Raw genomic sequence first — 23,211 nt, 5'->3', positions numbered from 1 at the left:
CTGGTTGTATAAAAGAGGTTATTTCTTATGAATTTCAAAGACGGTTAATTGAGTACCATAGTCATAAGAACCCTTTTATTATCTTCAACCCAATTAAATAACTATGTCATGAGCTTTGAAGAACAATTACACCATATGTTCCCCACAGCAGATGCGATCCCGGCCGAATACCAGTTGCCGGCAGAAGTGCACCAGCGGGAATATTTGTCAGGTGGCGAAATGAAACCATGGAATGGCGATGTGCATACGGTATTATCTCCAATCTGTATACAGACACCGAATGGACTGGAAAGAAAGGTGATCGGTTCATACCCTTTATGCGGAGAGGCAGAAGCAATGGCTGCCCTGGACGCAGCAGTACTGGCTTACAATGACGGCCGTGGGGAATGGCCGACTATGACAGTATCTGAACGTATTGCCTGTATGGAGAAGTTTACAGGCAAGATGATCGAGAAGAAACCAGAGATCGTAAAACTGATCATGTGGGAGATCGGTAAATCATACACAGATTCCATCAAGGAATTTGATCGTACGGTAGAATATATCAATACCACCATTGATGCATTAAAAGACCTGGACCGTAACTCCAGCCGTTTCGAGATCCAGCAGGGTATTATCGGACAGATCAGGCGTTCTCCATTAGGTGTGGTGCTCTGTATGGGACCATTCAATTATCCGCTGAATGAAACCTTCACTACACTGATCCCGGCACTGATCATGGGTAATACAATGCTGTTCAAACCGCCGAAGCATGGTACTTTATTGCACTATCCGCTACTCGAAGCATTTGCCAGCTGTTTCCCGAAAGGAGTGGTAAATACCATCTACGGGCGTGGTAACGTGATCATCGGCCCGTTGATGGAGTCTGGTAAGATCAATGTACTGACCCTGATAGGCAGCAGTAAGGTGGCTAACCAGCTGAAGAAGATGCATCCGAAGGTGAACCGCCTGAGGGCTATCCTGGGTCTGGATGCCAAGAATGCCGCTATTATCACAGATAAGGCTGATCTTGACCTTGCAGTACAGGAAACGGTACTTGGCTCGTTATCTTTCAACGGACAGCGTTGTACGGCCTTAAAAATCGTTTTTGTGCATAGTAAGGTGGCCGACTTGTTCCTGCAGAAACTGAGCGCCGCTATCAGCCAGCTAAAAATGGGTATGCCATGGGAGAAAGGCGTGTTCTTAACGCCATTGCCTGAGCCGCAGAAACCGGCTTATCTGAAAGAGTGCATTGACGACGCGATTGCCAACGGAGCAAAAGTGATCAATGAGAACGGAGGATCTGTCTTCGAATCTTTCGTATATCCGGCAGTTTTATATCCTGTGAATAACAAGATGAAAGTATACAGGGAGGAGCAATTCGGACCGCTGGTACCGGTATTACCTTTCGATGATATTGAAACACCTATCGAATACCTGATTGCATCTGACCACGGCCAGCAGGTAAGCCTGTTCTCCAATGATGCAGACGAACTGGCTTCTTTGATAGATCCGTTGGTAAACCAGGTAAGCCGTGTAAACATCAACTGTCAGTGTCAGCGAGGCCCGGATGTATATCCGTTCACCGGTCGTAAAGATTCTGCAGAGGGAACACTCAGCGTACCTGATGCATTGCGTGCGTTCTCTATTCGTTCAATGGTAGCTACAAAACAAACTGAACAGAACAAAAATCTGTTGAATAAGATCGTAAATGATCAGACTTCAAACTTTTTGTCAACAAAATATATCTTTTAGTCAAAATTCTATTAGCGACTAAAAAGCATATTACGGGGTTAAACACGAGTGTTTTAACCATGTGATAAAATATTAATGTATTATTGCCTTTCGTACTTTTTTACAGAAAAATGAGTATTAGTTGATTTGGGTGATGGAATTGTGAATTAAGAACGTTAAATTTGGGTTAATTCATCACTCTTTACCATTTATCAACCTTCAACAAAAAGAAAGACAATCGAAACATTTTTACGCAACCCAAGGAAAGCATCCGCTGAATAAGCGGATGTTTTTTTGAAAAGCGTAGCTGTAACGATCTTCAACTGTTCAATTTGTCCCTGGTATGTTATTCACAACCGGACACTGTCAGAAAATAAAAGGCCGACCTGTCATAGACAGATCGGCCTTTTATCATTGGAATATTATTCTCTAGTGTTCGAGGAAGTCGTTGTCTTTATTCTCTTCTGCCGGGCCCTGAGAGCCTGCTCTTTTTTCGATGTCTGCAAACCATTTTTCAACAGTACCTGACAGAAAAACGGGCACTTTACCCCTTACGTATTCTTTTAGGATTTCGAAGGTTTTTAACGCCTGCTCATTGGAGAGTCCTGCTTTTTCTTTGAGTTCTTTTAAGAGGTCCATATCGTATGCTTTGATTTAAAGGTAACGAGAAATGAAAAAAAGAGGAAATAAAGGTTTACCGGAATTATATATGAATAATTTCTGTTTTCTTTGGCATACAAAAACTGACTTAAGTCAGCATAAATCCTACCCTATGTATTTCATAATATTTGGCCGCAGGCGATATATCCGAAAGAAGGTGTTGCCGTCAGAATTAGCTGTGGCGGTTCCTCCGGTTATCAGGCAATTTGAGCTGCATCAGTATTATCTGCATTTTTTCTTCATTCCGACATTACCCGGCTACTATGAATGGGTGGCCCGTACTGATGATAATAAATTGATCGCAATAACAGATTCTTCCCTAGAAGACGAGCTTATTGAGAAGCATGAGAAGGGGGTGCCCTGGCGGGCGTATATAGGCTTTATTCTCTTTTTAACCGTTCCTTTGGCCCTTTTTTTATCGATGAAGGTACGGGACTATATTGAAGAACGGGACTACAGGGCATTCCGGAAGCATGAGAATGAAGTGGAGATAGGAAATATCATGCATCCGACGTTGAATGACTATTTCGAATTTAATGTCAGTGGTCAGGGGCTTCTCTGGACGAAAGTGACCAACATAAGTGAAACAGCTATTCAACTACAGCCGGCATCTGAAATAAATAGTAAAAACTATAGCTGTCATGACCTTGACACTTTGTTTGCTAATGATAGTATCCATAAAAGGCAACCGGAATGGATAAGTAAGAGAATATTGAAGGAAATGGCTGGAACCGAAGCTGGACGTGGATACGATACTACGCTGTTTAATATCGGTAGCATGTCATTTTATCAAATTTGCAAAGGAACGACTAAACAGAACGTAAGTGACAGGCAGGATAGAACGCCGTGAGCCTGATTGTATCATAAATGAAGAAGGCGTCCGTGACAACGGACGCCTTCTTCATTATATTTAGTTTGATCAGGCAACTTTTAGCTGCACCAGCGTAGACTTATCCAGTCTTTCTTCTGCATAAGTTCTTGTCAGCACAAAAGTGCTTTCGCTGGAAGAAGGAAGGTTAAACATAGCGTCGCTCAGTACCACTTCGCAGATGGAACGGAGACCACGGGCGCCCAGTTTGTATTCCATTGCTTTTTCCACGATATAATCCACGGCATGATCTTCTATTACCAACTCGATACCTTCTACCTTGAACAGCTTCTTGTATTGTTTTACAAGGGCATTCTTAGGTTCTGTCAGGATCGCTTTCAGTGCATCGGAGTCGAGAGAGTTCAGGTAGGTCACCACCGGCAGACGTCCCAGTAATTCAGGGATCAATCCGAATGATTTCAGGTCCTGAGAATTTACATAGCGCAGGATGTGCTTTTTGTTTTCCTCTTCCCTGTCAGTATTCACATTGAAACCGATAGAGTGGGTCTGTACCCTGCGACTGATGATCTTATCCACACCGTCGAACGCACCACCGCAGATGAACAGGATATTCTGGGTATTTACCTTGATAAGTTTCTGTTCAGGATGTTTACGGCCACCTTGTGGGGGAACCAGTGCTTCTGTACCTTCCAGCAGCTTCAGGAGACCCTGTTGCACGCCTTCACCGCTTACGTCGCGGGTGATGGAAGGGTTATCGCTTTTACGGGCGATCTTATCTATCTCGTCGATGTATACGATACCTCTTTCGGCAGCTTCCACGTCGTAGTTACAAACCTGCAGCAGGCGGGTAAGGATGCTTTCCACGTCTTCACCTACGTAACCTGCCTCTGTAAACACGGTAGCGTCTACGATGGTGAAGGGTACATTGAGCAGGCGGGCGATGGATTTAGCCAGCAGGGTTTTACCTGTACCGGTTTCACCGACCATGATGATGTTTGATTTCTCGATCTCTACATCGTCATCCCCAACCTGTTGGTTCAGTCGTTTATAGTGGTTATATACGGCTACTGCCAGTATTTTCTTTGCATCATCCTGACCAATCACATATTCGTCCAGGAACTTCTTGATTTCGACAGGTTTCGCCACTTTAGGAACAAAGTGGGAGGGCGCTTTCTTGCCCTGCTGCTGAAACAGTTCCTGTTCTATGATCTCCTGCGCGTTTGCTACGCAGTTCTCACAGATATGACCTTCTGCACCGGCAATCAGTATTTGCACTTCATCTTTTGAACGGTTGCAAAATGAGCAACGGATTTTAGACTCTTTCATAGCTTACAAAGGTACGTTAAATGGGGGAAAGGGGAACTTCATGAAATGAAAAAGGGTGCAAAAAACACATTTCGCACCCTTTTTCAATTTACTTTTTCCGTAATCTGTTATTGCGGATTGTTTTCCTGCTGTTTTCTTGGATTCCTGGTGAGTACGTCATCGATGATGCCGTATTCTTTCGCTTCGTCGGCAGTCATCCAGTAGTCACGGTCAGAGTCTTTCTCTACTTTCTTCACTGGCTGGCCGCAATGGGTAGCGATGATCTCGTTCAGCTCTTTTTTCAGCTTAACGAACTCACGTGCAGTGATTTCGATATCGGAGGTCTGGCCTTCTGCACCACCATGAGGCTGGTGAATCATAACCCTGGCGTGTTTCAGCGCAGTACGCTTACCTTTTGTACCTGCTACCAGCAATACGGCGCCAAAAGAAGCGGCCATACCGGTACAGATAGTAGCTACATCAGGAGCGATGATCTGCATGGTGTCATATATACCAAGGCCTGCATATACGCTACCACCGGGACTGTTGATATACATCTGTATATCGCGGGTACGGTCGGTAGACTCCAGGAACAGCAACTGTGCGGTGATAATATTGGCTACGTAGTCATTTACAGGGTCTCCCATGAAAATGATACGATCCATCATCAAACGAGAGAACACATCCATTATCGCCATGTTCATCGGGCGTTCCTCGATGATGTTTGGCGTTAAGGCATTAATCTGATGACGGGTATAGCTATCTACTACCAGGCTGCTGATCCCTCTATGCTGGATGGCATATTTCCTGAATTCGTTATTAATGTTCATGATGGTGATGTTTATTAGGTAATTTAGCAAATTCTTCGGCTGTTACTTCCTCTTCCTTCACATTTACCTTATTTTCTGCCCAATCAAACAATTTCTGAGTCACCATCTCGCGGTAGGTCTGGTCCACGAATTTCTCATCCTGCAGCAGGCGCTCCAGGTAGCTATCCAGCCAGTCTGCACCATCGGTAGCGGCAGCGCCACCAAAATAGCCCAGTACTTTCTGTTTGGCTGCTTCTTTCACTTCGTCGAAAGAAACGTCCAGCTGATTTTCGCGGATCAGTTTATCGCTGATTAATGTCCAGCGCAACTGATGATCAAAACCTGGATATTCCTTGTCAGCTTCTTCAGCGGTTTTTGGCTTTTCGCCGCCGGTTTGCAGCCAACGTTTCAGAAAATCCTTAGGCAGCTCTATCGGCGTTTCGTGAACCAGCACTTCGAACAGGTCGTTGTGCAGGCGGTTGCGGCTTTCGGCATCCCAGGATTTTTCTATTTCTGATTGCAGTTTTTCGCGGAAGGCTGCTTCAGTAGTGATTTCTTCAGCAGGGAACACTTCTTTGAAGAACTCTTCGTTCAGTTCTCTTTTTTCTATTAATTCTACCTTGGTAATAGTCAGTTTGTAATGTTTCGCAGAGATATCCTCGTGCAGGCCGAGTATATCATGCTGGAACCAAACCAGCTTGTCAGCGTCAATAGCTGCAGAAGCCAGTACCACGATGCTATCGTCTTTTTTCTTACCCTGCAGTTCTGCCTGGGTAGCAGCGCTGAAGTTTTTCACCAGGAAAGAGATGTCTTTCTGGAGACCACCTTCTACAGCAGTACCCTGAGCATCTGTTTCAACAACATTCAGGCCGAGAACGTTATCAGGGCTGCTAACGGACTCAACTTCGTTGGATTTACCACCTCTTAACTGCAGACGCTCGATCTCTTCGTTCAGCATTTCAGGGGTAGCTTTGATCTTGTAACGGGTCAGGGTAGTCTTGCCAGACACCAGCGGAGTAACCTCGAAAGCTGGTTTCAGACCTATTTCAAAGTCAAAATTGTATTCAGATGGATTATTGTGGTCGAAAGTTTTCGCTTCTTTATCCAGGGAGAGTGGCTGTGCGAATATTTCCACTTTTTCATTCTGGAGATATCCCATCAGCTCTTTTTCAACAGTTTTCAGTATTTCATCTGCAAAAATGGCCTGACCGTGCATTTTCTTTACCATGCCAGCAGGCACCATGCCTTTACGGAATCCAGGTATATTAGCGGTTTTGCTGAGTTGCTTTACTGCCTTGTCAAAATTTGGAAGGTAGTCTTCCTGGCTCACTTTCACAGTGATCTTATCATTCAATAAACCGATGTTTTCTCTGGTAACGGTTGCCATAATAGTTTAAATGTTCTTGTATGAAGCAATAATAATTCCTTGTTTGAATTTTCTGCCATGAAGTCACAAAGGCACGAAGGAATGGCAGCTATGTGGGAGTTACTAGGTGACTTAGCGCCTTAATGGCAATAATTTGAAGCTGGGTACCGGATTGCCGGATAAAAAAAACGCTTAATGCTGAGGCAGAGTCTGCGTTAAGCGGTCAGCATCGGGCATTAAGCGTCAAAAAAAGTGCGGGTGATAGGACTCGAACCTACATGCCGTGAAGCACCAGATCCTAAGTCTGGCGTGTCTACCAATTTCACCACACCCGCATTCAGTATTTTTAAGAACTTCATTTCCCAGCATGCACATGCTGAGAAAAGGACTGCGAAGGTATTGTTTTTTTATTTATTAAAAAAAATGTAGGGCCCAGTTTTTTTAACTGTTACTCAAACCCTTAACTGCCGGCCTTAACAGTGCAGCCAAACGCTCAGAGAAGGCTTTTGTATACCTGTTGTCCCGGTCCATGCTCGGGTCAAGGATAGTAATGTTCATGCCTTTAAAGTACCGTGAGGCAATCAGCGGTTGCAGGGTTTCTTCCCATTCCCGGTAAGACAGTCCCCCAGGCTGCGGACTGTCAACACAGGGCATGATATCATTATCCAGTACGTCCACATCCAGGTGAATCCAGAAGCCGTCCAGCCCCGCCTGGCCGATCATTGTCAGGAAACGGGAGGTAATGGCACGTGTGCCCTGCTCCCGGATGGTCAGCAGGTCATAATAGTTAACCTGGCTGTCAGTGATCAATTGCACATAGTCGGCGTCCAGCTCCCGGTTGCCATATGCATAAATATGCTCTTCCCTGATATATGGGCGTAATTGCCCGATGTCTGTCAGTTTTGCATGCCCCTTTCCCGATACGATGGCAAGGGCCATTCCTGCCGCTCCGGCAGTGCCGGAATGTTCAGGCCACATATAGTCGTGATGGCCGTCCATGGCAAACAGGCCATAATGCCTGCCCGTGCTTCTCAATCCCAGCGCATTACCAATGAGAATACTACAGTCCCCGCCTATCACTATCGGGATAACATCCTTGTCTACAGCTTCCCTGACCCTGGCGGCCAGTTTCTCACTATAGGCGGCAATGGCTTCTGCGTTACGGACGCCGCTTTCCCCGTCTATATCCATGCTGTAAGGCAAAGTTGGTATACAAATAACGTGAGTGATGCCAGCCTCTCTGGCCAGTTCTGTTTTACGCAGGGCCTCTGGTAGCAGCCGGACACCTGGTTCCACACCCGGGCGTAATTCCTTCAAACCGAGGTTGGATGGAGCCTCAATGATCATGAAATGGCGCATGGTGACTGTTTTGGGATCTATGTTAGGGCAAAAATTTGGTTGTTAACCGAAGATAAGGGCTTTCTGGTAAAACAAGGACGCAGTCCGCAGAAATTTCCAAAAACCTAATGCTGAAAGTGAATAAATACCCTTCAGTTGGAACGCCCGTCAGGGGAAGAAAATGGGGTTCGTCTGCAACGTAGACTGCTTCAGTGTTCGATCTGTTCTCTATATCTCCATATCGCTATACCGTCATCTGGATATCATTTCACCGTCATATGTATATCCATTCGATATAGAGATGACGGTGAAATGATATGGAAATGCTGGTGAAGCGATATGGAAATGCCGATGAAATACCGATAAAATGCCGGTAAAGTGACGGCGACGAATAAATAACAGATCGATACCAGAGCGAACGCTGGTCGGCGAACAGTACTGTATTCTTAGGCTTTTTGAACGGCTAATTCCGCATTTCGGGTGGCTTTTGCCTTATTTCTGAAGAAGAGGAAAATGTTTATCAGGACAACTCCGCTACAGCCGACACATACAGCCGGCCAGTGACCAATATTCCAGAGGAACAGCCCGAAAGCCGAGCCGGTAGCACCGCCTATAAAGGTGGAGGTCATAAAGACGGTATTAAAGCGGTTCCTGGCTTCAGGAAGAATAGAGTAGATGATAGTCTGGTTGGTAACCTGGACAGACTGGTGCCCCACGTCCAGTATGATAATGCCGGCCAGCAGCAGGAAGATACCGCTGCCGGTAAAATAGAATCCTATGAAGCTGAGCAATTCACAGATCAGCCCGATAATGATGTTGTTACCCGGATCGCGGCCATCGCTGATCTTGCCGATCAGAGGAGCGGCAAGGGCACCGGCGGCTCCTGCCAGGCCGAAAAGGCCGATCTCGAAGGATTTAAACCCGAATGGCGCTCCGGACAGGAAAAGCACCATCGTTACCCAGAAGGCGCTTACCACTGCAAAGGACAGGGCATTGGTAACCGCTGCCTGCCGAAGTAAGGGCTGTGTCATGGCATAATGTGCAACGGACTTCATCAGATGGCCGTAGTGACCTTTAAATGTCGGCTGACTCTTAGGGAAACGTAACCGCATCAATAACAGCAGTACCAGACAGACCCCTGCCGCAATGTAATACATCGCCCGCCAGCCATATAATGATCCGATTGTCCCGCTAAGACTGCGGGATGCCAGGATGCCGACCAGTAGACCTGCCATGATGGTACCGATAGTACTGCCTCGCTTGTGGTCGTGTGTCAGATGGGCAGCCAGTGGCAGAATAAGCTGTGGAACGATGGAGGAAGTGCCAATGAGTACACTGGCTATCTGAAGGGTGAGAAAATTCGGGGCAGTGGCAGCCAGTAACAGCGCCAGTACGGTAGCCGCGGTGCTGATCAGGATCTGTTTCCGACGCTCCAGGATATCTCCCATGGGTACGATCAGTAACAGCCCGAGTGCATATCCTATCTGGGTAAGATAGGTAACCCTGCCGGCAACGCTTTCATGTAATCCCCATTCTTTTGAAATAAGAACGATCAGTGGTTGGCAATAGTAAATGTTGGCAACAATAAGTCCTGTACAAGCCGCCATAAACGCCGTATCTCCCTTTCCTAAATGTTTGTGCTCCATCCTGTTTCAGTCAATGAGGCCGCAAGTTACGACAATTAGCGGAAGCCGTCGAGGAGCTCAACGGCCCCTTTGGCCAGGAAGGATGCTCCCAGGGGGATACACTGCTCGTTAAAGATCACTTTAGGATGATGGAGATAGTAGCCGGGAGATGTCGGGTCCTGCGCACCCAGCAGGTAAAACATCGAGGGTACTTTCCGTGAATAATAACAGAAATCTTCGCCTGCCAGCAGAGGAATCTTTTCCAGGGCATTTTGCTGCCCGAAAATGCCATTCAGGCTGCCTTGCAGTTTGCTGTGTACTTTGTCATTATTGAGCACGCTGGGAATGCTGAAATACAGATCAAAAATGATCTCTGCCTGATTGATGAGCCCCAGCCCTTCACCCAGCTTCCGGAGGCGGTCGATCACTTCTTCGTAAACGTCCAGATTCAGCGCCCGGATGGTACCTTCCAGTACAACCCTGTCGGCTATTACATTGGGTGCAACGCCCCCGTTGATCTTCGTAAAAGAAAGCACAGCCGTTTCCATGGGAGGCGTATGCCGGGAGATGATGGTTTGTGCTGTCTGTATCAGTTGGGATGCGATAACTACCGCATCAATGCCCAGCTGGGGAGAGGCGCCGGCATGTGCCGCCCTGCCTTTCACTTCAATGGTGAAGAACCCTGTACATGCCAGGGCAGGGCCAATGGCGTAAGAAATCTGTCCTACAGGAAGGGAAGGGTCTACATGCAGGCCCAGGGCCGCCTGTACATCGTCCAGGTGACCTGCTTCCACAAAGCGGCGTGCACCGCTCTTCTTTTCAGGATCAGTGCCGGGGCCCTCTTCTGAAGGTTGAAAGAGTAGTTTTATCGTTCCCTGGAAGTCGGTCTGTTTTAGTAGTGCTGCTGCACCTATCAGCATCGTTGTATGGAGATCATGGCCACAGGCATGCATTTTCCCGTTCACCTTTGAGGCAAACGGCAAACCTGTTTCTTCCTGCATCGGCAGGGCGTCCATATCTGCACGGATGGCCACACAAGGTCCGTTTCCCCGAGTGAGGGACGCAATAACGCCAGTGCCCGCAATGTTGGAGATGTAATCTATTCCCAGCAGGTCCAGCTCCTGTTTCACCAGGCTGGAAGTATGTTGTTCTTCGTACCCTAACTCCGGTTGTGCATGAATTTGTCTTCTGATATCAATAAGCCTGTCCGTTAATTGTGCGTCCATCAATCAGCAATTTCCGTCAAGTTAAGCGGTTTTTCCGATATTCTCTCGGAGAACAACGGTAACGCTTACGGAAAACAGCGGTGAAATAATTCGCGCCCCGGTAGCCGGTGCTGTAACTGATCTCTTTGATGCTGAGTGTGGTTTGCGACAGGAGAGAGGCTGCTTTTTTTAATCGCAGGTGTTCAATATACCCACGGGGAGAAACACTGAGCAACTCTTTAAATGCGCGTTCGAAAGTGTTGATATGCATGCCAGCCTGTTTGCTCAGCTCTGCTATGCTGAGCGGCTGGTGGTAGTGATTCTGGATGTATATGCATATCTGACGCAGTTTCTGGGCCTGATCGCCGTTCTGGAGATATTTGGGGGTGAGCGCGCTGAAATAGAGGGACAGCAGGTCGTTCAACCTTGACTCCAGGTAAGGCGCCAGTTCCTGGTCTTCCGACGCATGCCGCATTTCATGCAGCACTTTCAGATCAGATACATCCATCCTGATAGCAGGTAATAAGGCAGCTCTGCGGGCCTGCCGCTGTTGCTGCTGATAGATCTCTTCAAAGGAGGGATGATGGGTGATGAATTTCCGGACAAAGGCGGGGGAAAAAGAAATGCAGATCATTTCATAATATCCCGGCCGCAGGTCAGCGATATTCTGGGAATGAGAAGGGATGTAGTAGATGCCGAATTCCTTTTCGATCATCATCAGTTTTCCTTTTCCCTGCAGCCGGCAGGAAATGTTGCCCTGCAGGATGCAATACATTGCCAGCATGGGTTGTGACACGGATGGGCGCAATCTTATCTTTTCCTTTACAAAGCATTGTTGCCAGCTGATAATCCAATTGGGATCTCTGATCTCCTGGGTAATATAACTGCCGAATGGTGCTTCTACATACGTGGTATCTGTCGATTGTGCAATCCGGTATTGCTGATATCTGTCCGGCAAACTTGCGGAGACCCGCACATGTGGCTGCATTTTTTCAGGGATCCCAAAATGCAGCGCAGGGGGATATAAGCTGGAGGTCATGTTCAGGCATTTAACCGGTGAGTGACTGTAATAATTCTGGTTGTATAAATTCAGGTTACTACCCAAATATATATCCCGGTACTGCGATGAAACTTCAGATCGATCGCAGCGTATGCTTTATCGCGTCTTTTGTTTGAAAAGCGTATAGAAAGATCTCCTTCGTGGCAAGCATATGTATTGTATCGGCCTCAACAAACAATAACTCTCAGGATTATGTTAACTTAGAACAAACTCCAAATCCACCAAACATGACTACACAAGAAATCGCCACCCGCCTTGCGGAGCTATGCAAAAAAGGAGAATTTGAAACTGCACAGAAAGAGTTGTATGCCCAGGATTGCATCAGTATTGAACCTGAGGCTACACCCGAATTTGAAAAGGAAGTAAAGGGCCTTGACAAAATCTTTGAGAAAGGAAACAAATTCATGTCCATGGTAGAGGAAGTACATGGCGTAGATACTTCTACACCGGTTGTTGCAGGTAATTCATTTGCCTTTGTGCTGAAGATGGACATGACGATGAAAGGACGGGGCAGAATGAACATGGAGGAACTCTGTGTGTACACTACAAAGGACGGAAAGGTAATTTCCGAACAGTTCTATATGTAGTGAAAATAAAAAAGGGCCGCAGATCAGCGCGGCCCTTTCTCTTGTTACCAGCCCCTCGAGTTGGAGCCGGACTCAATACAATGGAGACAATATCGTTCAAACTCTTCACCGAATTTTTCCTCATATACACTGTAGCCGATGAATCCTATGTCCCCTGCGGACACATTCATGGTGGCGGCAGCAGGATTGTCGTCAATCATATCATAGTATCTCTCCCCCATGCCTACTATAAAGCATCGTCGGTGAAGAAATCCCTCATCTGATCCGTTGACACGTTCATGGATCTCTTCGCGGTCTATATGGAAGAGCTTTTCTTCCATCACATGATTGAACCTGGTCAGCTCCCGTTCATCCATATAAAGGAGCTGTTTTCTGATGTGGCTGGCAATCTGATCGGAAACGATATTTCCAAGTTGCCTGATTAGAGTGGGATCATTGGTCGTAAGCGCTGTTTCTCTTAAATTAAATAAATCTCTATCTGTTGTCCACGCGGTTTCAATGATTTCCCAGAATCTTGTTGCGTTCATAAAAGACAGATTTATAATATCGTGGAATAAGTGCACCAGGCATAACCAATGTATTTACGTGGGCACTTTTAGTATAACAACGGAGTAATAGCAAAGTTCATCCCATATTTTCCTAGTATACCTCCTATTTTCCTATTTTGTCGATGACCAGAATAATAACATTTCTAAATCGCATATTATTTTATGAAACGTCTCTTTTTTCTTGCCACCCTTATTTCCCTCGGACTGGCAACGAGCGCACAGCAAACTCAGAAGCCTCCGTTACATGGCAAACACTGGATGGCGGTGACCGGCAAACCATTGGCGGCTACAGCAGGATCGATGATCTTCCAGAAAGGCGGTAATGCCGTAGATGCAGCCTGCGCCATGCTGGCAGCCACCTGCACGATGTGGGATGTGTTAAGCTGGGGCGGGGAAACACAGGCCCTGATCTTTAATCCGAAAACTAAAAAGGTCATTGCTATCAACGCTCTTGGTGTAGCGCCTACCGGGGCTACGGTGGAGTTCTTTAAAAGTAAAGGATACAATTTCCCGCCGGAATATGGGCCGCTGGCAGCAGTAACGCCGGGTACTCCCGGAGGCCTGTGCTATATGCTGGCAGAATATGGTACCCTGAGCCTGAAAGAAGTGCTGGCGCCCGCCATGGAAATGGCCGCCGGTTATCCTATCGAGGCCCAGACGGCCAATAGTATGGAAAGAAGCAAAGATCGCCTGAAAGAGTGGCCCTACAGTAAAGCAGTATTCCTGACCCACCCGGGTGAGAAAAGAGAGGCGCCGGAAGCAGGAGAGATCTTTGTGCAGAAAGACCTGCTGGCTACCCTCACAAAAATGGTGGAGGCAGAACAGGCCGCACTGAAGAATAAAAAGTCCCGTAAAGAGGCTATTATGGCCGCTTACGAGCGTTTTTACAAGGGAGATATAGCAAAGGAATTTGTACGTGGCTGCCGGGAACAGGGAGGGCTGATCACAGAGCAGGACCTGGCAAAGTGGAAACCGATAGAGGAGGAGCCACTGCATGTAAATTATAAAGGCATTGAAGTATATAAACTCCAATCCTGGACACAAGGACCGATGTTGCTGCAAAGTCTGAATATCCTGGAAAATTTTGATCTGAAGGGAATGGGATATAATTCTGCGCAATATATACATACCCTGTATCAGACGATGAACCTGACCTTTGCGGACAGGGACTTCTATTACGGAGATCCTTATTTCACTAAAACGCCGATCAAAGGACTGCTCAGCAAGGCATATGCAAAGGAGAGGGCAAAACAGATCAATCCTGATCATAATGACCCTGCTGCAGCTCCGGGAGATCCTTATCCTTTTGAAGGCGGCACCAATCCATATCTGCGACTATTAAAGCAACGCAGCTCCCTGACAGATACAAGCCTTGAGAAAAAGCCGGAAGGTTTTGTTCCGAAACATGACGCTACCAGTCTGCTGAATGTGCCGCTTACAGATCAGATGTATGCGGCTAATGATACAGATAGTCTCTATATGGACCGTCTCTGGAGAGGTACTACCAGTGTGGAAGCAGCTGATGAAGAGGGCTGGGTGGTATCTGTTACCCCCAGTGGTGGATGGACACCGGCATGTATTGCAGGACATACAGGTGTGGGTATGAGCCAGCGTTTGCAGAGTTTTGTACTTGACAGCGCTTTATGCCCTTTCAATGTGATAGCGCCTGGGAAACGCCCAAGGGTAACACTGACGCCATCCATGGCATTAAAAGATGGGAAACCGTACCTCTCTTTTGCTGTACAGGGTGGAGATACACAGGATCAGAACCTGTTACAGTTCTTCCTGAATGTAGTGGAATTTGGTATGACAGTACAACAAGCCACAGAGGCGGCCAATATTAATACCAATCAGCTGTGGTTATCGCTGGGAGGTACCAGTACAAAGGAACGCATGCCGCATCCCGGCAGCATATTACTGAATAATAATACACCGGAATCAGTACGCGCTACACTAAAGAAAATGGGATATATCACCTCTTTCGGTGAACGTACAAGCGGTCCTGTTAATGCTATTTTATTAGATAGTAAGCATGGTTCGTTGTGGGGAGGAAGTAGTAACCATGGCGAGGACTACGGTATTGGATGGTAGTTTCAGATGAGTCATTATATATACAGAAAAGCCACTTGATAAATGTCAAGTGGCTTTCTTGTCTTAGATCATTTGAATGGGCCTTCGTTTTTATGATTTTTGTATCAGCAATTAACACAGTGTTCAACTGTATGATCGACTGGTAAAAATTGTAAGAACAAGTTGTAGAGTATTGTATGTTCAACCTCAAATTAAACAATCCTGAATTAGATCAAAAGTCTCGCATCATTTATGCGGGACTGTTTTTTTTTCGCCATATCCATAATAAAAAACAGGGTGTATCAAAAGTACGATACACCCTGTTTTCATTCGTATACCTGATGGAGCCAGGTAGTTATTTAAGCGATTCTGAGGACCTTCGTTTATTTTGAGTTCATCCTCTTTAACATGTTTTAATGCTTAGTTGAAGATATATCTTACGCCGAATTGCATCTGCCAGCGTGAAGTAATACCTGTGTTGTTGGCAAAGCTGTTGGAGTAGTGCACCTGGTTGCTCGCATCCGAATAAGGGAAGGAGAACAGCGGTGTTTTACCATCAGCAGCGATACCTTCAAACTTCAGTGGGTTGGTTACTGTAGTAGATTTTACGATACCCCAGTTTTTATTCAACAGGTTACCCACGTTGATGATATCAAGGGATAAACGCAGCGTGTGACGCTCTTTACCGGTTTTAACAGAGATGTCTTCAGTAATGTTAACATCTGCTTTTTTGAAGAACGGTAAAGTTACTGCATTCGCCTTTGCTACTTGTCCACGGTGAGAAGACAGGTAATCGCTCTGGTTGATGAAGTTGTTCAGCTGTGTCCAGATCTGGGCAGCAGTTCTTGGATCGTTTGCAGTACCTGTAGTGCTACCGGTGTGGGTAGTAGCGTTGTAAGAACCTACGTTGATCAGATTAATATCTTTGTCGTTGGTAGGAATATACATCAGGTCATTGTTGAAACCATCACCATTCAGGTCACCATTATAAGTGTAAGAAGTTACACCTGCAGGTGCAGCTTCGTAGATCAGACCGAAGGAAGTAGCAAAGTATTTAGCATATGATACTTTGTAGGAAGCCATTGCGATAATACGGTTAGGCAGCCTGTAAGATGCATATGTCAGGTTTGCTGCATTCGGATCTGCACTTACAGCACGGGCGCTCCACAGTGAAGAAGCGGTGCTGCCTGTTTCTGCTACGTTGCGTGCATCACCATGTGTATAAGCTACGCTTACATACAGATTCTTGTACGTTTTCTGTACACGGCCGGTGATATTGTAAGCATATCCTTTGCTGGTATTGCTCATCAGGATAGCATTACCGATATTAGGATCGGCCAGTGAAGTACCTGCGGAATAATATTTATTGCTGGTATTCAGAGAGGTAGTCAGGGATGTATTGTAACGCATCCTGTTATCGCCTCCGTTACTCAGTGCATAACCGTTGGTTTCATTCAGGTTGATGTTCTGGAAGTATACAGCGTTGATATCTTTGGAGTAAGTTCCTTCTACGGTGAATACCCAGTCACCAGGCAGCTTTTTATCCACTGCAAGGCTGGTTTTCAGTACGGAAGGATATTTGAAATTCTTGTCGGTCAATGCAACGGCATAAGCTGTGTTCGCAGAGGCTGATTCAGGGCGGTACGCATTAGGATCAGCGCTGAATGCTACACCATTTTTGGTGAAAGAACCCCACTGTACACCGTTGTTGCTGGCCTGGTTGCTGATCCATACAAATGGTGGAGGACCAGAGAAGATACCTAAACCACCTCTAACCTGTAAGGTCTTATCATCCAGTACATCCCAGTTGAAGCCAATGCGTGGAGATACCAGCAATGCATTACCCGGAGCTTTTCCGATATCATAGCTCTTACCGTCTTTAAACTTCAGTGCATTGAACTGTGGGTTGTCTTCAAAGTCCTGTTTGTAGATCGTCATATCAAAGCGCAGACCATAAGTAAGCGTGAAATTGTTTGATACACGCCATTTGTCCTGTGCGAATAAGCCCAGTTCTGTAGAACCTGCATATGCCCATGGGAAGGAACCATCAGATAATGCAGAGTACTGGAGGTAATAGCTTTTTGCATTCAGTGCACCGTTCTTAGCGCTATTGTAGAAATCAGTCAGACTTGCAAACTGATAAGCGCCCTGGTAACCCGGAGCAAATGCATTCTTATATTTTCTGTAATAATCCTGTGTACCTACTGTAATCTCGTGAGCACCTTTGTAGAAAGTGAAGATATCAGAGATCTGGAATACGTCAGTATTGAGGGTGTTGTTATAAGTGTACGGCTCGTAACCAAAAGTAGTATAGATGTTACCGTTGTTCAGGATATCCACCAACGGCATTGTGGTAGAGCTGGAGTGAGGCGTACGGTAGTCACGCAGCGCAGTGTATCCAACCTGGAACTTGTTGGATGCAGCGTTACCGAAACGGGTGTTCAGTTCTGCGATGAAGATGTTGAAATTGTTGTTGATCACATATCCGCTTCCGTAGAAAGGCATCGCATTAAAGCCAGGCTGACCACCTGTAGCACCTGCCGGTCTGCTGGTACTTGCAAACTGGTCAGACATTGATTTCAGGTAGTTGTACTTTAAGGTCAGGGTATTATGATCGTTGATATTCCAGTCGATCTTTGCAGTGATCTTATCACTGTTAGTCTTAAAGGAATAACCGGAATAAGCGCCGGGATCGTACCCGTAAGTATCCTTCAGGAAAGTGGCCAGGGCCGCTAACGTATCTGCATTGGCGGTGGAAACACCACCCGGGTTGGGTGCATGTGAAGCATCAGAAGGGATCCAGCTGGTAGCAGGAGCTGTCTGACGGGATGATTCACCATTCACGAAGAAGAATAATTTATTCTTAATGATTGGTCCACCGATGGAAGCACCACGAATACTAAAAGAAAGGTCAGTTTTCGGTACGACTACGTTCCCTACCTTGTAACCCTGTGTGTTTTCGTTTTTGAAGTAAGTGTAAACAGATCCTCTGAAGGTGTTGGTACCGCTTTTGGTAACGGTATTTACACCAGCGCCGGAGAATCCACCCTGACGTACGTCATAAGGCGCAATATTTACCTGGATCTGATCGATCGCGTCCAGGCTGATAGGCTGCGCACCTGCTTGTCCGCCGAGAGTACCAGATAACCCGAATGAGTTGTTGAAGTTGGCACCATCTACGGTGAAGTTGTTGTACTGGTTGCTACGGCCGCCGAAGCTTTGTCCACCTATAGGATTGGAGGCAGTTGGCTCCAGTCTTGTGAAGTCCTGAGCAGACCTGTTGATGGTAGGCAGTTTTTCCAGCTGATCACGGCTGATGATCTCCTGTGCACCTGTACGGTTGTTGTTGAATGTTTTGTCCTGTTTACCTGATTTTACTACAACTTCATTCAGCTGTTTAGTGTCAGGTACAATGTTGAAATCACCGGTATACTCTTGTCCCAGGGAGAGTATGACATTCTCGATCTTTTGGTCTTTGTATCCGATATAGGATACTGAAATGGTGTAAGGTCCCCCTACGCGGACGTTTGGTACGTTGTAGCGCCCGTCTTTACGGGTGGTTGTCATGTACTTTGTACCGGTTGGATTGTGGAGTGCAATAACGACAGCGCCGGGAACTCCCGTTTGCCCATCCTTCACTTGCCCGTGGATCTCGGAGGTAGTCTCCTGGGCGAATAATAGCATAGGTAGGCTAATCAGCCCGATAATGGCCGACAGACATTTTTTGAAAAGCATGCAGTTTGATTTATTGTTCGAAATACTCAAAAAATTCGCACAAAACAGCAGTTAGTGCGTTAACAAATTATTTAGATTTTGATTCGACAGATTGTCTTCAGAATTGTGCCCTACGAAAAGATTTTGGAGGCAAGTTAGCTGAATTCGGAGGTGCGTTAGGGGTAAATCTGCCGGAGCGGCAAGTACGTCGCTGAGTGCTGTTTTTTTATGAGTATTTATCGAAATACTCATTATATAAGGAATGAGTGTATTACTGAAATAAGGAGTTCTCTTTTTTTGCTGCCATCCACAAATACAAAGGTATTCCGATCATCTGCAACAGAAATCCATAGTATATAGTCTGTTGCCCTGCGCTTGCAATTGCCCAGAGTACATAGCTAAACGAAATGGCGAATAGTAAGATACATTGTATCCATTCGCTTGTCTTTAGTACGCCGCTTTTGATTTTCAATATAAAGTAAGCAGCTGTTGAAAACAGGTAGGGTATGAGGACAGACAGGGTAGACAGTAAGACCAGGAACTTGAATTGTTCTACCAGTCCTTTGGTGTAATTCATTGCCATGAGAATGGATATCAGTACACTACTGAACAGGGTGCCTACATAAGGGACGCCTCTTTTATTCTCTTTACTGAATATCTGCGGAAACAGGTTGTCTTTCGCAATAGCATAGGGTAATTGCCCCTGCACCAGCATCCAGCCATTCAATGCTCCGAAGGCGGCTATAGCTACACCTGCGCTCACCCAATAGCGGGCATTATTGCCCCACATAATTACGGCTGCATCAGCAAAAGGTGTCACTGTTTTTCTCAGCTGCTCTGAGGGAATGATACCCATTACGCTGACTGTGCCTAACACATAGACTACCGTAACGATCAATAATCCTAATAAGGTGGCTTTTGGAATGGTCTGCTGCGGATTCTGCACTTTCTCTGCCGGAATGGTGGCAGATTCAATACCCACATAGGCGAACATGGTGAAGGTAACGGTGTTGGAAAGGGCAGTGAACAGCGACGTGCCGCTACTATTGAAGGCTGGAAAGTTGGCAGCTTTGATAAAGAACAGGCCCCCGAAGGCCACCAGTAATAGCGGTATCAGCTTGAGAATAGTGGTGGCCATCTGCACGGAACCGGAAGTTCGGATACCCCTGTTATTGACCCAGGTCAGTAACCAGATGGTGCCGAGACCAGTGCCTACTGCACTGAAGGTATTGGTAGACAACGCAGGTATGAAGGTGCTCAATGCGCTGACGAACCCGATGGTGATAGCTGCATTGGCGCAGGAGACGGCCAGGAAATATCCCCAGGCAATGGAAAAGCCCATATAGTCGCCGAAGCCGCGACGGGTATAGGCATACGGGCCGCCGGTTACATTCGGCACCAGTTTACTTAGATTGCCGAATACCTTTACCAGGAAGAAACAACCAATAGCTGAAATCACCCATCCCAGCAGACTGACACTGCCAAATGAGGCAAGTGCAGCGGGCGCCAGGAAGATCCCGGCTCCGATCATATTACCAACGATGAGTGATGTACTTGTCCAGAGACCGAGTTTGTTTTTTTCCATAGCTGTTTCTTTCATGCGGCAGGATAGAGATTGGCTGTAAATATCGGATTATCCGAGATTAAAATCCCATATTACCACATCCCATTCTTTTCCACCATCAGTAAAAGGGAAGAGTGTGCGGAAGCCCAGCCTGGCATGTACCATCATGGACTTCGGATTGTCTCTGGCTATGGAGCTAAGTGCAAAGTCGTATACCGACTCGAAGTTATCTTTATGAAACTGGTACAATTGTCGTAAGAGACCTTTGCCGCGGTAGTTGCTGTCAATACAGGTCTGGCCCAGGAAATATACTTTGTAATCCATGAGTGATTTTCCTTTGTAATACCGGCCATCAAACAGTTTCAGCGCATCTTTGAGAGGTGCATATACGGCAGCAGATTCCATCACGAGTACCAGCAGATAGCCGATCACTTTGTCACCGTCTTTGATAATGGCAGAAGGGGCGATTTCATGGAGTGCTTTGAGATCTTCGAAAGTATATTTCCAGGAAACATAGCCTTGCTCGGCTTTCTCCTCCTCTGTAATACTCTCGGCTGAATTCAGCCTGGATAGTTCGGCAACTTGTCTTAATTCGTCGTCTGAACTGATAAATTTAGTTATGTACATAGGTTATCCGGTTTCCGATTGTGTAAAGAAACAAAAATGGGCAGGAATAGTGCATCCCCTAATAGGGGGAAAGCTGATTTTCAGCGGGAAATGGATTTTTAGGGTAAAATTTGACTATTTCAGGAAAAAGTATACATTTGCACTCCATTATGCGGGGAATTAGCTCAGTTGGCTAGAGCGCTTGCATGGCATGCAAGAGGTCACCGGTTCGACTCCGGTATTCTCCACAGAAGTAAAAAGCCTTCCCGAGTTGTCGGGAAGGCTTTTTATTTGGACAGGTGATTTAGAAAGGCAGGTTTAGTACCCATGCATCGTAACCGCCATGATTGTTACCTACATTTCCATTTGAGCTGGCAGAAGTACCCGCGAATACATATCTCCCACTGGTAAATTCAATCATAGCCAAAGGCTCATCGTCATACGACCCGCCATATGTTCTGATTGTTTGGCTATTGCCTGCGGCATTTATTTTTATAGCTAACAAATCAATAGTGCCCCGGTTACCGGTAAGGTCGCCATCGGTACTGGTGCTCATGCCACCAATAATGCACCCGCCATCGGGAGTAGCGGTAAGGCAATACGAATAATCCTGTTTCGATCCGCCAATGGTTTTGGTCCACTGCTTATCTCCTGATACATCTGTTTTTACAACCCAGATATCTGTGTTGCCATGGTAGTTGTTTACATCCCCATCACTGCTTTCGGTATATCCGGTGATGACATATCCCCCATCGGTAGTAACTCTTAAATCATAGCCATAATCGGTATCTGACCCGCCGAATGTTTTATCCCATACTTTGTTACCGGAAGCATCCAGTTTCATTAACAGGTAGTCAAAACTGCCTTTATTAATGCTGATGTCGCCGTTTGCGCTGGTAGAATATCCGCAAAGGGCATAGCCGCCATCGGCAGTTGCTATCAAATGGCCGCATAAGTCGTTTGTAGTGCCGCCCAGCACTTTTGCCCATTGCTTATTACCCGAAGCATCGAGTTTTATGATCATAATATCACTGTCACCATGATTGCCGGTTCCCTCACCATCTGTGCTTACGGTACGTCCGGCCAATACATAACCGCCATCTGGAGTTGCTATGATGCTGGTCGCTTCATCGATTTTCGATCCGCCGAAAGTTTTCACCCATAATTTATTTCCCGAGTTATCCAGTTTTATCACCACAATATCACCTCCTCCCAGGTTAGCTGGCATATCGCCATTTGAACTTGAAGTAATGCCCGCTACCATATAGCCGCCATCCGTGGTGGGTGTAACAGCATTGGCATAGTCAGAAGCCGATCCGCCAAATGTTTTTACCCATTGTTTGTTGCCTGAAGCATCGAGCTTTGCCACCATTATATCCTCAGATCCCTGGTTGTTGGTTAAATCACCGTCTGCGCTTTGCGTAGAACCGACTATGATCATTCCTCCATCGGATGTTTTTTTCACATCATAAGCGAAATCCCATTTAGAGCCGCCCACCAACTGACTGATTATGGGAAACGCTTTTTGTGTCAGGGTCACTGTAACGGGAGATGCCTGGCCATTGGTTGCCGTGAATGTAATAACAGCTGTTTGTGCGGTAGCAGTGCCATTATTTGAAAGTATGGTAATGGTTAGAGCCGCATCGCCTGCATCGCCGTTGGCCTTACTTAGTTTGCACCAACTGGCGCCTGAGGAAAGGGTAGCCTTCCATGACAAGGTTGAATGAATCGTTAGTGTATCGGTGAATCCGGCAGTTGTATCAAGATCAATGGCCGCTCTGCTTACTGAAAGCGTGCCTGCAGCGCCGCCGTCACTGCTGCTTTTTTTACAGGCATTTATTAGAACTATTACAACTAAACACAAAAGAGGTATCAGGGTTTTAGTAAAATTCATATTGAGATCTGGGTGTCTGGGTAAAAAATGTTAAATAGACAGTTAATAATACAAATATAAATAAGTTTTTATGTTTGTATAATAACAAGCTAATCTTTGTTTTAGGGCATTTCAGTGCTAATGAGGGCTTTGGGGCTTGTAAAGGTGTATTGCAACTTATAGGTTCATACGTATATTTTATTAAAGCTAAGACACTTTGTGGTGAAGTAGAGCGAAAGGGGGTAGTAACATTATTGCAATAAGAGGAGGTATTCTCGGGGAAGAGGTTGTATCAGGTAATTTGATATAACCTCTTTTTTTATGTGCGCTAAATAGCTC

General features: G+C 46.1%; 17 protein-coding genes and 2 tRNA genes. 5 read left to right on the top strand and 14 right to left on the bottom strand.

Annotation, left to right across the window (positions count from 1 at the left end; genetic code table 11):
* Positions 1-108 precede the first annotated feature (108 nt).
* Positions 109-1,734 (top strand): NADP-dependent glyceraldehyde-3-phosphate dehydrogenase, encoded by a 1,626-nt coding sequence (locus tag BLR32_RS18375; RefSeq protein WP_089834310.1) that lies wholly within the window; start codon positions 109-111, stop codon positions 1,732-1,734.
* A gap of 408 nt (positions 1,735-2,142) precedes the next feature.
* Here the strand turns inward: BLR32_RS18375 and BLR32_RS18370 are convergent, their stop codons facing one another.
* Positions 2,143-2,352 carry a hypothetical protein gene (locus tag BLR32_RS18370; protein WP_089834309.1) on the bottom strand — a complete coding sequence of 70 codons (210 nt, stop codon included), beginning with the start codon at positions 2,350-2,352 and terminating at the stop codon, positions 2,143-2,145.
* A gap of 133 nt (positions 2,353-2,485) precedes the next feature.
* On the opposite strand from BLR32_RS18370, the gene BLR32_RS18365 reads away from it, so the two are divergent.
* Entirely contained in the window at positions 2,486-3,223 is a 738-nt protein-coding gene (locus BLR32_RS18365) for a hypothetical protein (RefSeq protein ID WP_143011519.1), read from the top strand.
* A gap of 69 nt (positions 3,224-3,292) precedes the next feature.
* On the opposite strand, the gene clpX is transcribed toward BLR32_RS18365, so the two are convergent.
* From clpX to BLR32_RS18325, 8 genes are all read right to left on the bottom strand, one after another.
* Positions 3,293-4,528, bottom strand: coding sequence for an ATP-dependent Clp protease ATP-binding subunit ClpX (gene clpX, locus BLR32_RS18360; protein ID WP_089834307.1), 1,236 nt, complete (start codon positions 4,526-4,528; stop codon positions 3,293-3,295).
* Positions 4,529-4,635: 107 nt separating this feature from the next.
* Positions 4,636-5,337: an ATP-dependent Clp endopeptidase proteolytic subunit ClpP gene (clpP, locus tag BLR32_RS18355; RefSeq protein ID WP_089834306.1), complete on the bottom strand. Its 702-nt coding sequence runs from the start codon at positions 5,335-5,337 to the stop codon at positions 4,636-4,638.
* Complete coding sequence (locus BLR32_RS18350) at positions 5,327-6,703, bottom strand: trigger factor (RefSeq protein ID WP_089834305.1); 1,377 nt, start codon at positions 6,701-6,703, stop codon at positions 5,327-5,329. The genes clpP and BLR32_RS18350 overlap by 11 nt, the downstream gene beginning before the upstream one ends.
* Positions 6,704-6,935: 232 nt before the next feature.
* Positions 6,936-7,017 (bottom strand) — tRNA-Leu (locus BLR32_RS18345).
* A 106-nt stretch (positions 7,018-7,123) separates the two neighbouring features.
* Positions 7,124-8,041: an arginase family protein gene (locus BLR32_RS18340; RefSeq protein WP_089834304.1), complete on the bottom strand. Its 918-nt coding sequence runs from the start codon at positions 8,039-8,041 to the stop codon at positions 7,124-7,126.
* 425 nt (positions 8,042-8,466) lie between these two features.
* The gene (locus BLR32_RS18335) at positions 8,467-9,666 is read right to left on the bottom strand and encodes an MFS transporter (RefSeq protein ID WP_218124220.1); all 1,200 of its coding nucleotides are present in this window, start codon (positions 9,664-9,666) and stop codon (positions 8,467-8,469) included.
* A 35-nt stretch (positions 9,667-9,701) separates the two neighbouring features.
* A complete protein-coding gene (locus BLR32_RS18330; protein WP_089834303.1) occupies positions 9,702-10,871 on the bottom strand; it encodes a M20 metallopeptidase family protein in 1,170 nt (389 codons plus the stop codon).
* A gap of 16 nt (positions 10,872-10,887) precedes the next feature.
* Positions 10,888-11,889 (bottom strand): AraC family transcriptional regulator, encoded by a 1,002-nt coding sequence (locus tag BLR32_RS18325; RefSeq protein ID WP_089834302.1) that lies wholly within the window; start codon positions 11,887-11,889, stop codon positions 10,888-10,890.
* Between the two features lie 248 nt (positions 11,890-12,137).
* Here BLR32_RS18325 and BLR32_RS18320 point away from each other — a divergent pair, with 248 nt between their 5' ends.
* Entirely contained in the window at positions 12,138-12,497 is a 360-nt protein-coding gene (locus BLR32_RS18320; protein WP_089834301.1) for a SnoaL-like domain-containing protein, read from the top strand.
* A gap of 44 nt (positions 12,498-12,541) precedes the next feature.
* Here BLR32_RS18320 and BLR32_RS18315 read toward each other — a convergent pair whose 3' ends face one another.
* Positions 12,542-13,024 carry a DUF4240 domain-containing protein gene (locus tag BLR32_RS18315; protein ID WP_089834300.1) on the bottom strand — a complete coding sequence of 161 codons (483 nt, stop codon included), beginning with the start codon at positions 13,022-13,024 and terminating at the stop codon, positions 12,542-12,544.
* Positions 13,025-13,207: 183 nt separating this feature from the next.
* Between BLR32_RS18315 and BLR32_RS18310 the strand changes: the two genes are divergently transcribed.
* Positions 13,208-15,136: a gamma-glutamyltransferase family protein gene (locus tag BLR32_RS18310; RefSeq protein ID WP_089834299.1), complete on the top strand. Its 1,929-nt coding sequence runs from the start codon at positions 13,208-13,210 to the stop codon at positions 15,134-15,136.
* 399 nt (positions 15,137-15,535) lie between these two features.
* Here the strand turns inward: BLR32_RS18310 and BLR32_RS18300 are convergent, their stop codons facing one another.
* The 3 genes from BLR32_RS18300 to BLR32_RS18290 all read right to left on the bottom strand — a co-directional run bounded on the left by BLR32_RS18300 (position 15,536) and on the right by BLR32_RS18290 (position 21,020).
* Positions 15,536-18,850, bottom strand: coding sequence for a TonB-dependent receptor (locus tag BLR32_RS18300; protein ID WP_089834297.1), 3,315 nt, complete (start codon positions 18,848-18,850; stop codon positions 15,536-15,538).
* 250 nt (positions 18,851-19,100) lie between these two features.
* A complete protein-coding gene (locus BLR32_RS18295; protein ID WP_089834655.1) occupies positions 19,101-20,414 on the bottom strand; it encodes an amino acid permease in 1,314 nt (437 codons plus the stop codon).
* A gap of 48 nt (positions 20,415-20,462) precedes the next feature.
* Positions 20,463-21,020 (bottom strand): GNAT family N-acetyltransferase, encoded by a 558-nt coding sequence (locus BLR32_RS18290; RefSeq protein WP_089834296.1) that lies wholly within the window; start codon positions 21,018-21,020, stop codon positions 20,463-20,465.
* 153 nt (positions 21,021-21,173) lie between these two features.
* On the opposite strand from BLR32_RS18290, the gene BLR32_RS18285 reads away from it, so the two are divergent.
* Positions 21,174-21,247 (top strand) — tRNA-Ala (locus tag BLR32_RS18285).
* 56 nt (positions 21,248-21,303) lie between these two features.
* On the opposite strand, the gene BLR32_RS18280 is transcribed toward BLR32_RS18285, so the two are convergent.
* Entirely contained in the window at positions 21,304-22,863 is a 1,560-nt protein-coding gene (locus BLR32_RS18280) for a BACON domain-containing protein (RefSeq protein ID WP_218124218.1), read from the bottom strand.
* Between the last annotated feature and the right edge of the window lie 348 nt (positions 22,864-23,211).

It is taken from the genome of Chitinophaga filiformis (genome assembly GCF_900102545.1).
GTDB lineage: Bacteria > Bacteroidota > Bacteroidia > Chitinophagales > Chitinophagaceae > Chitinophaga > Chitinophaga filiformis.
Note: the sequence above shows the minus strand (reverse complement) of the source record. Positions and strands in the feature narration are given on the sequence as shown.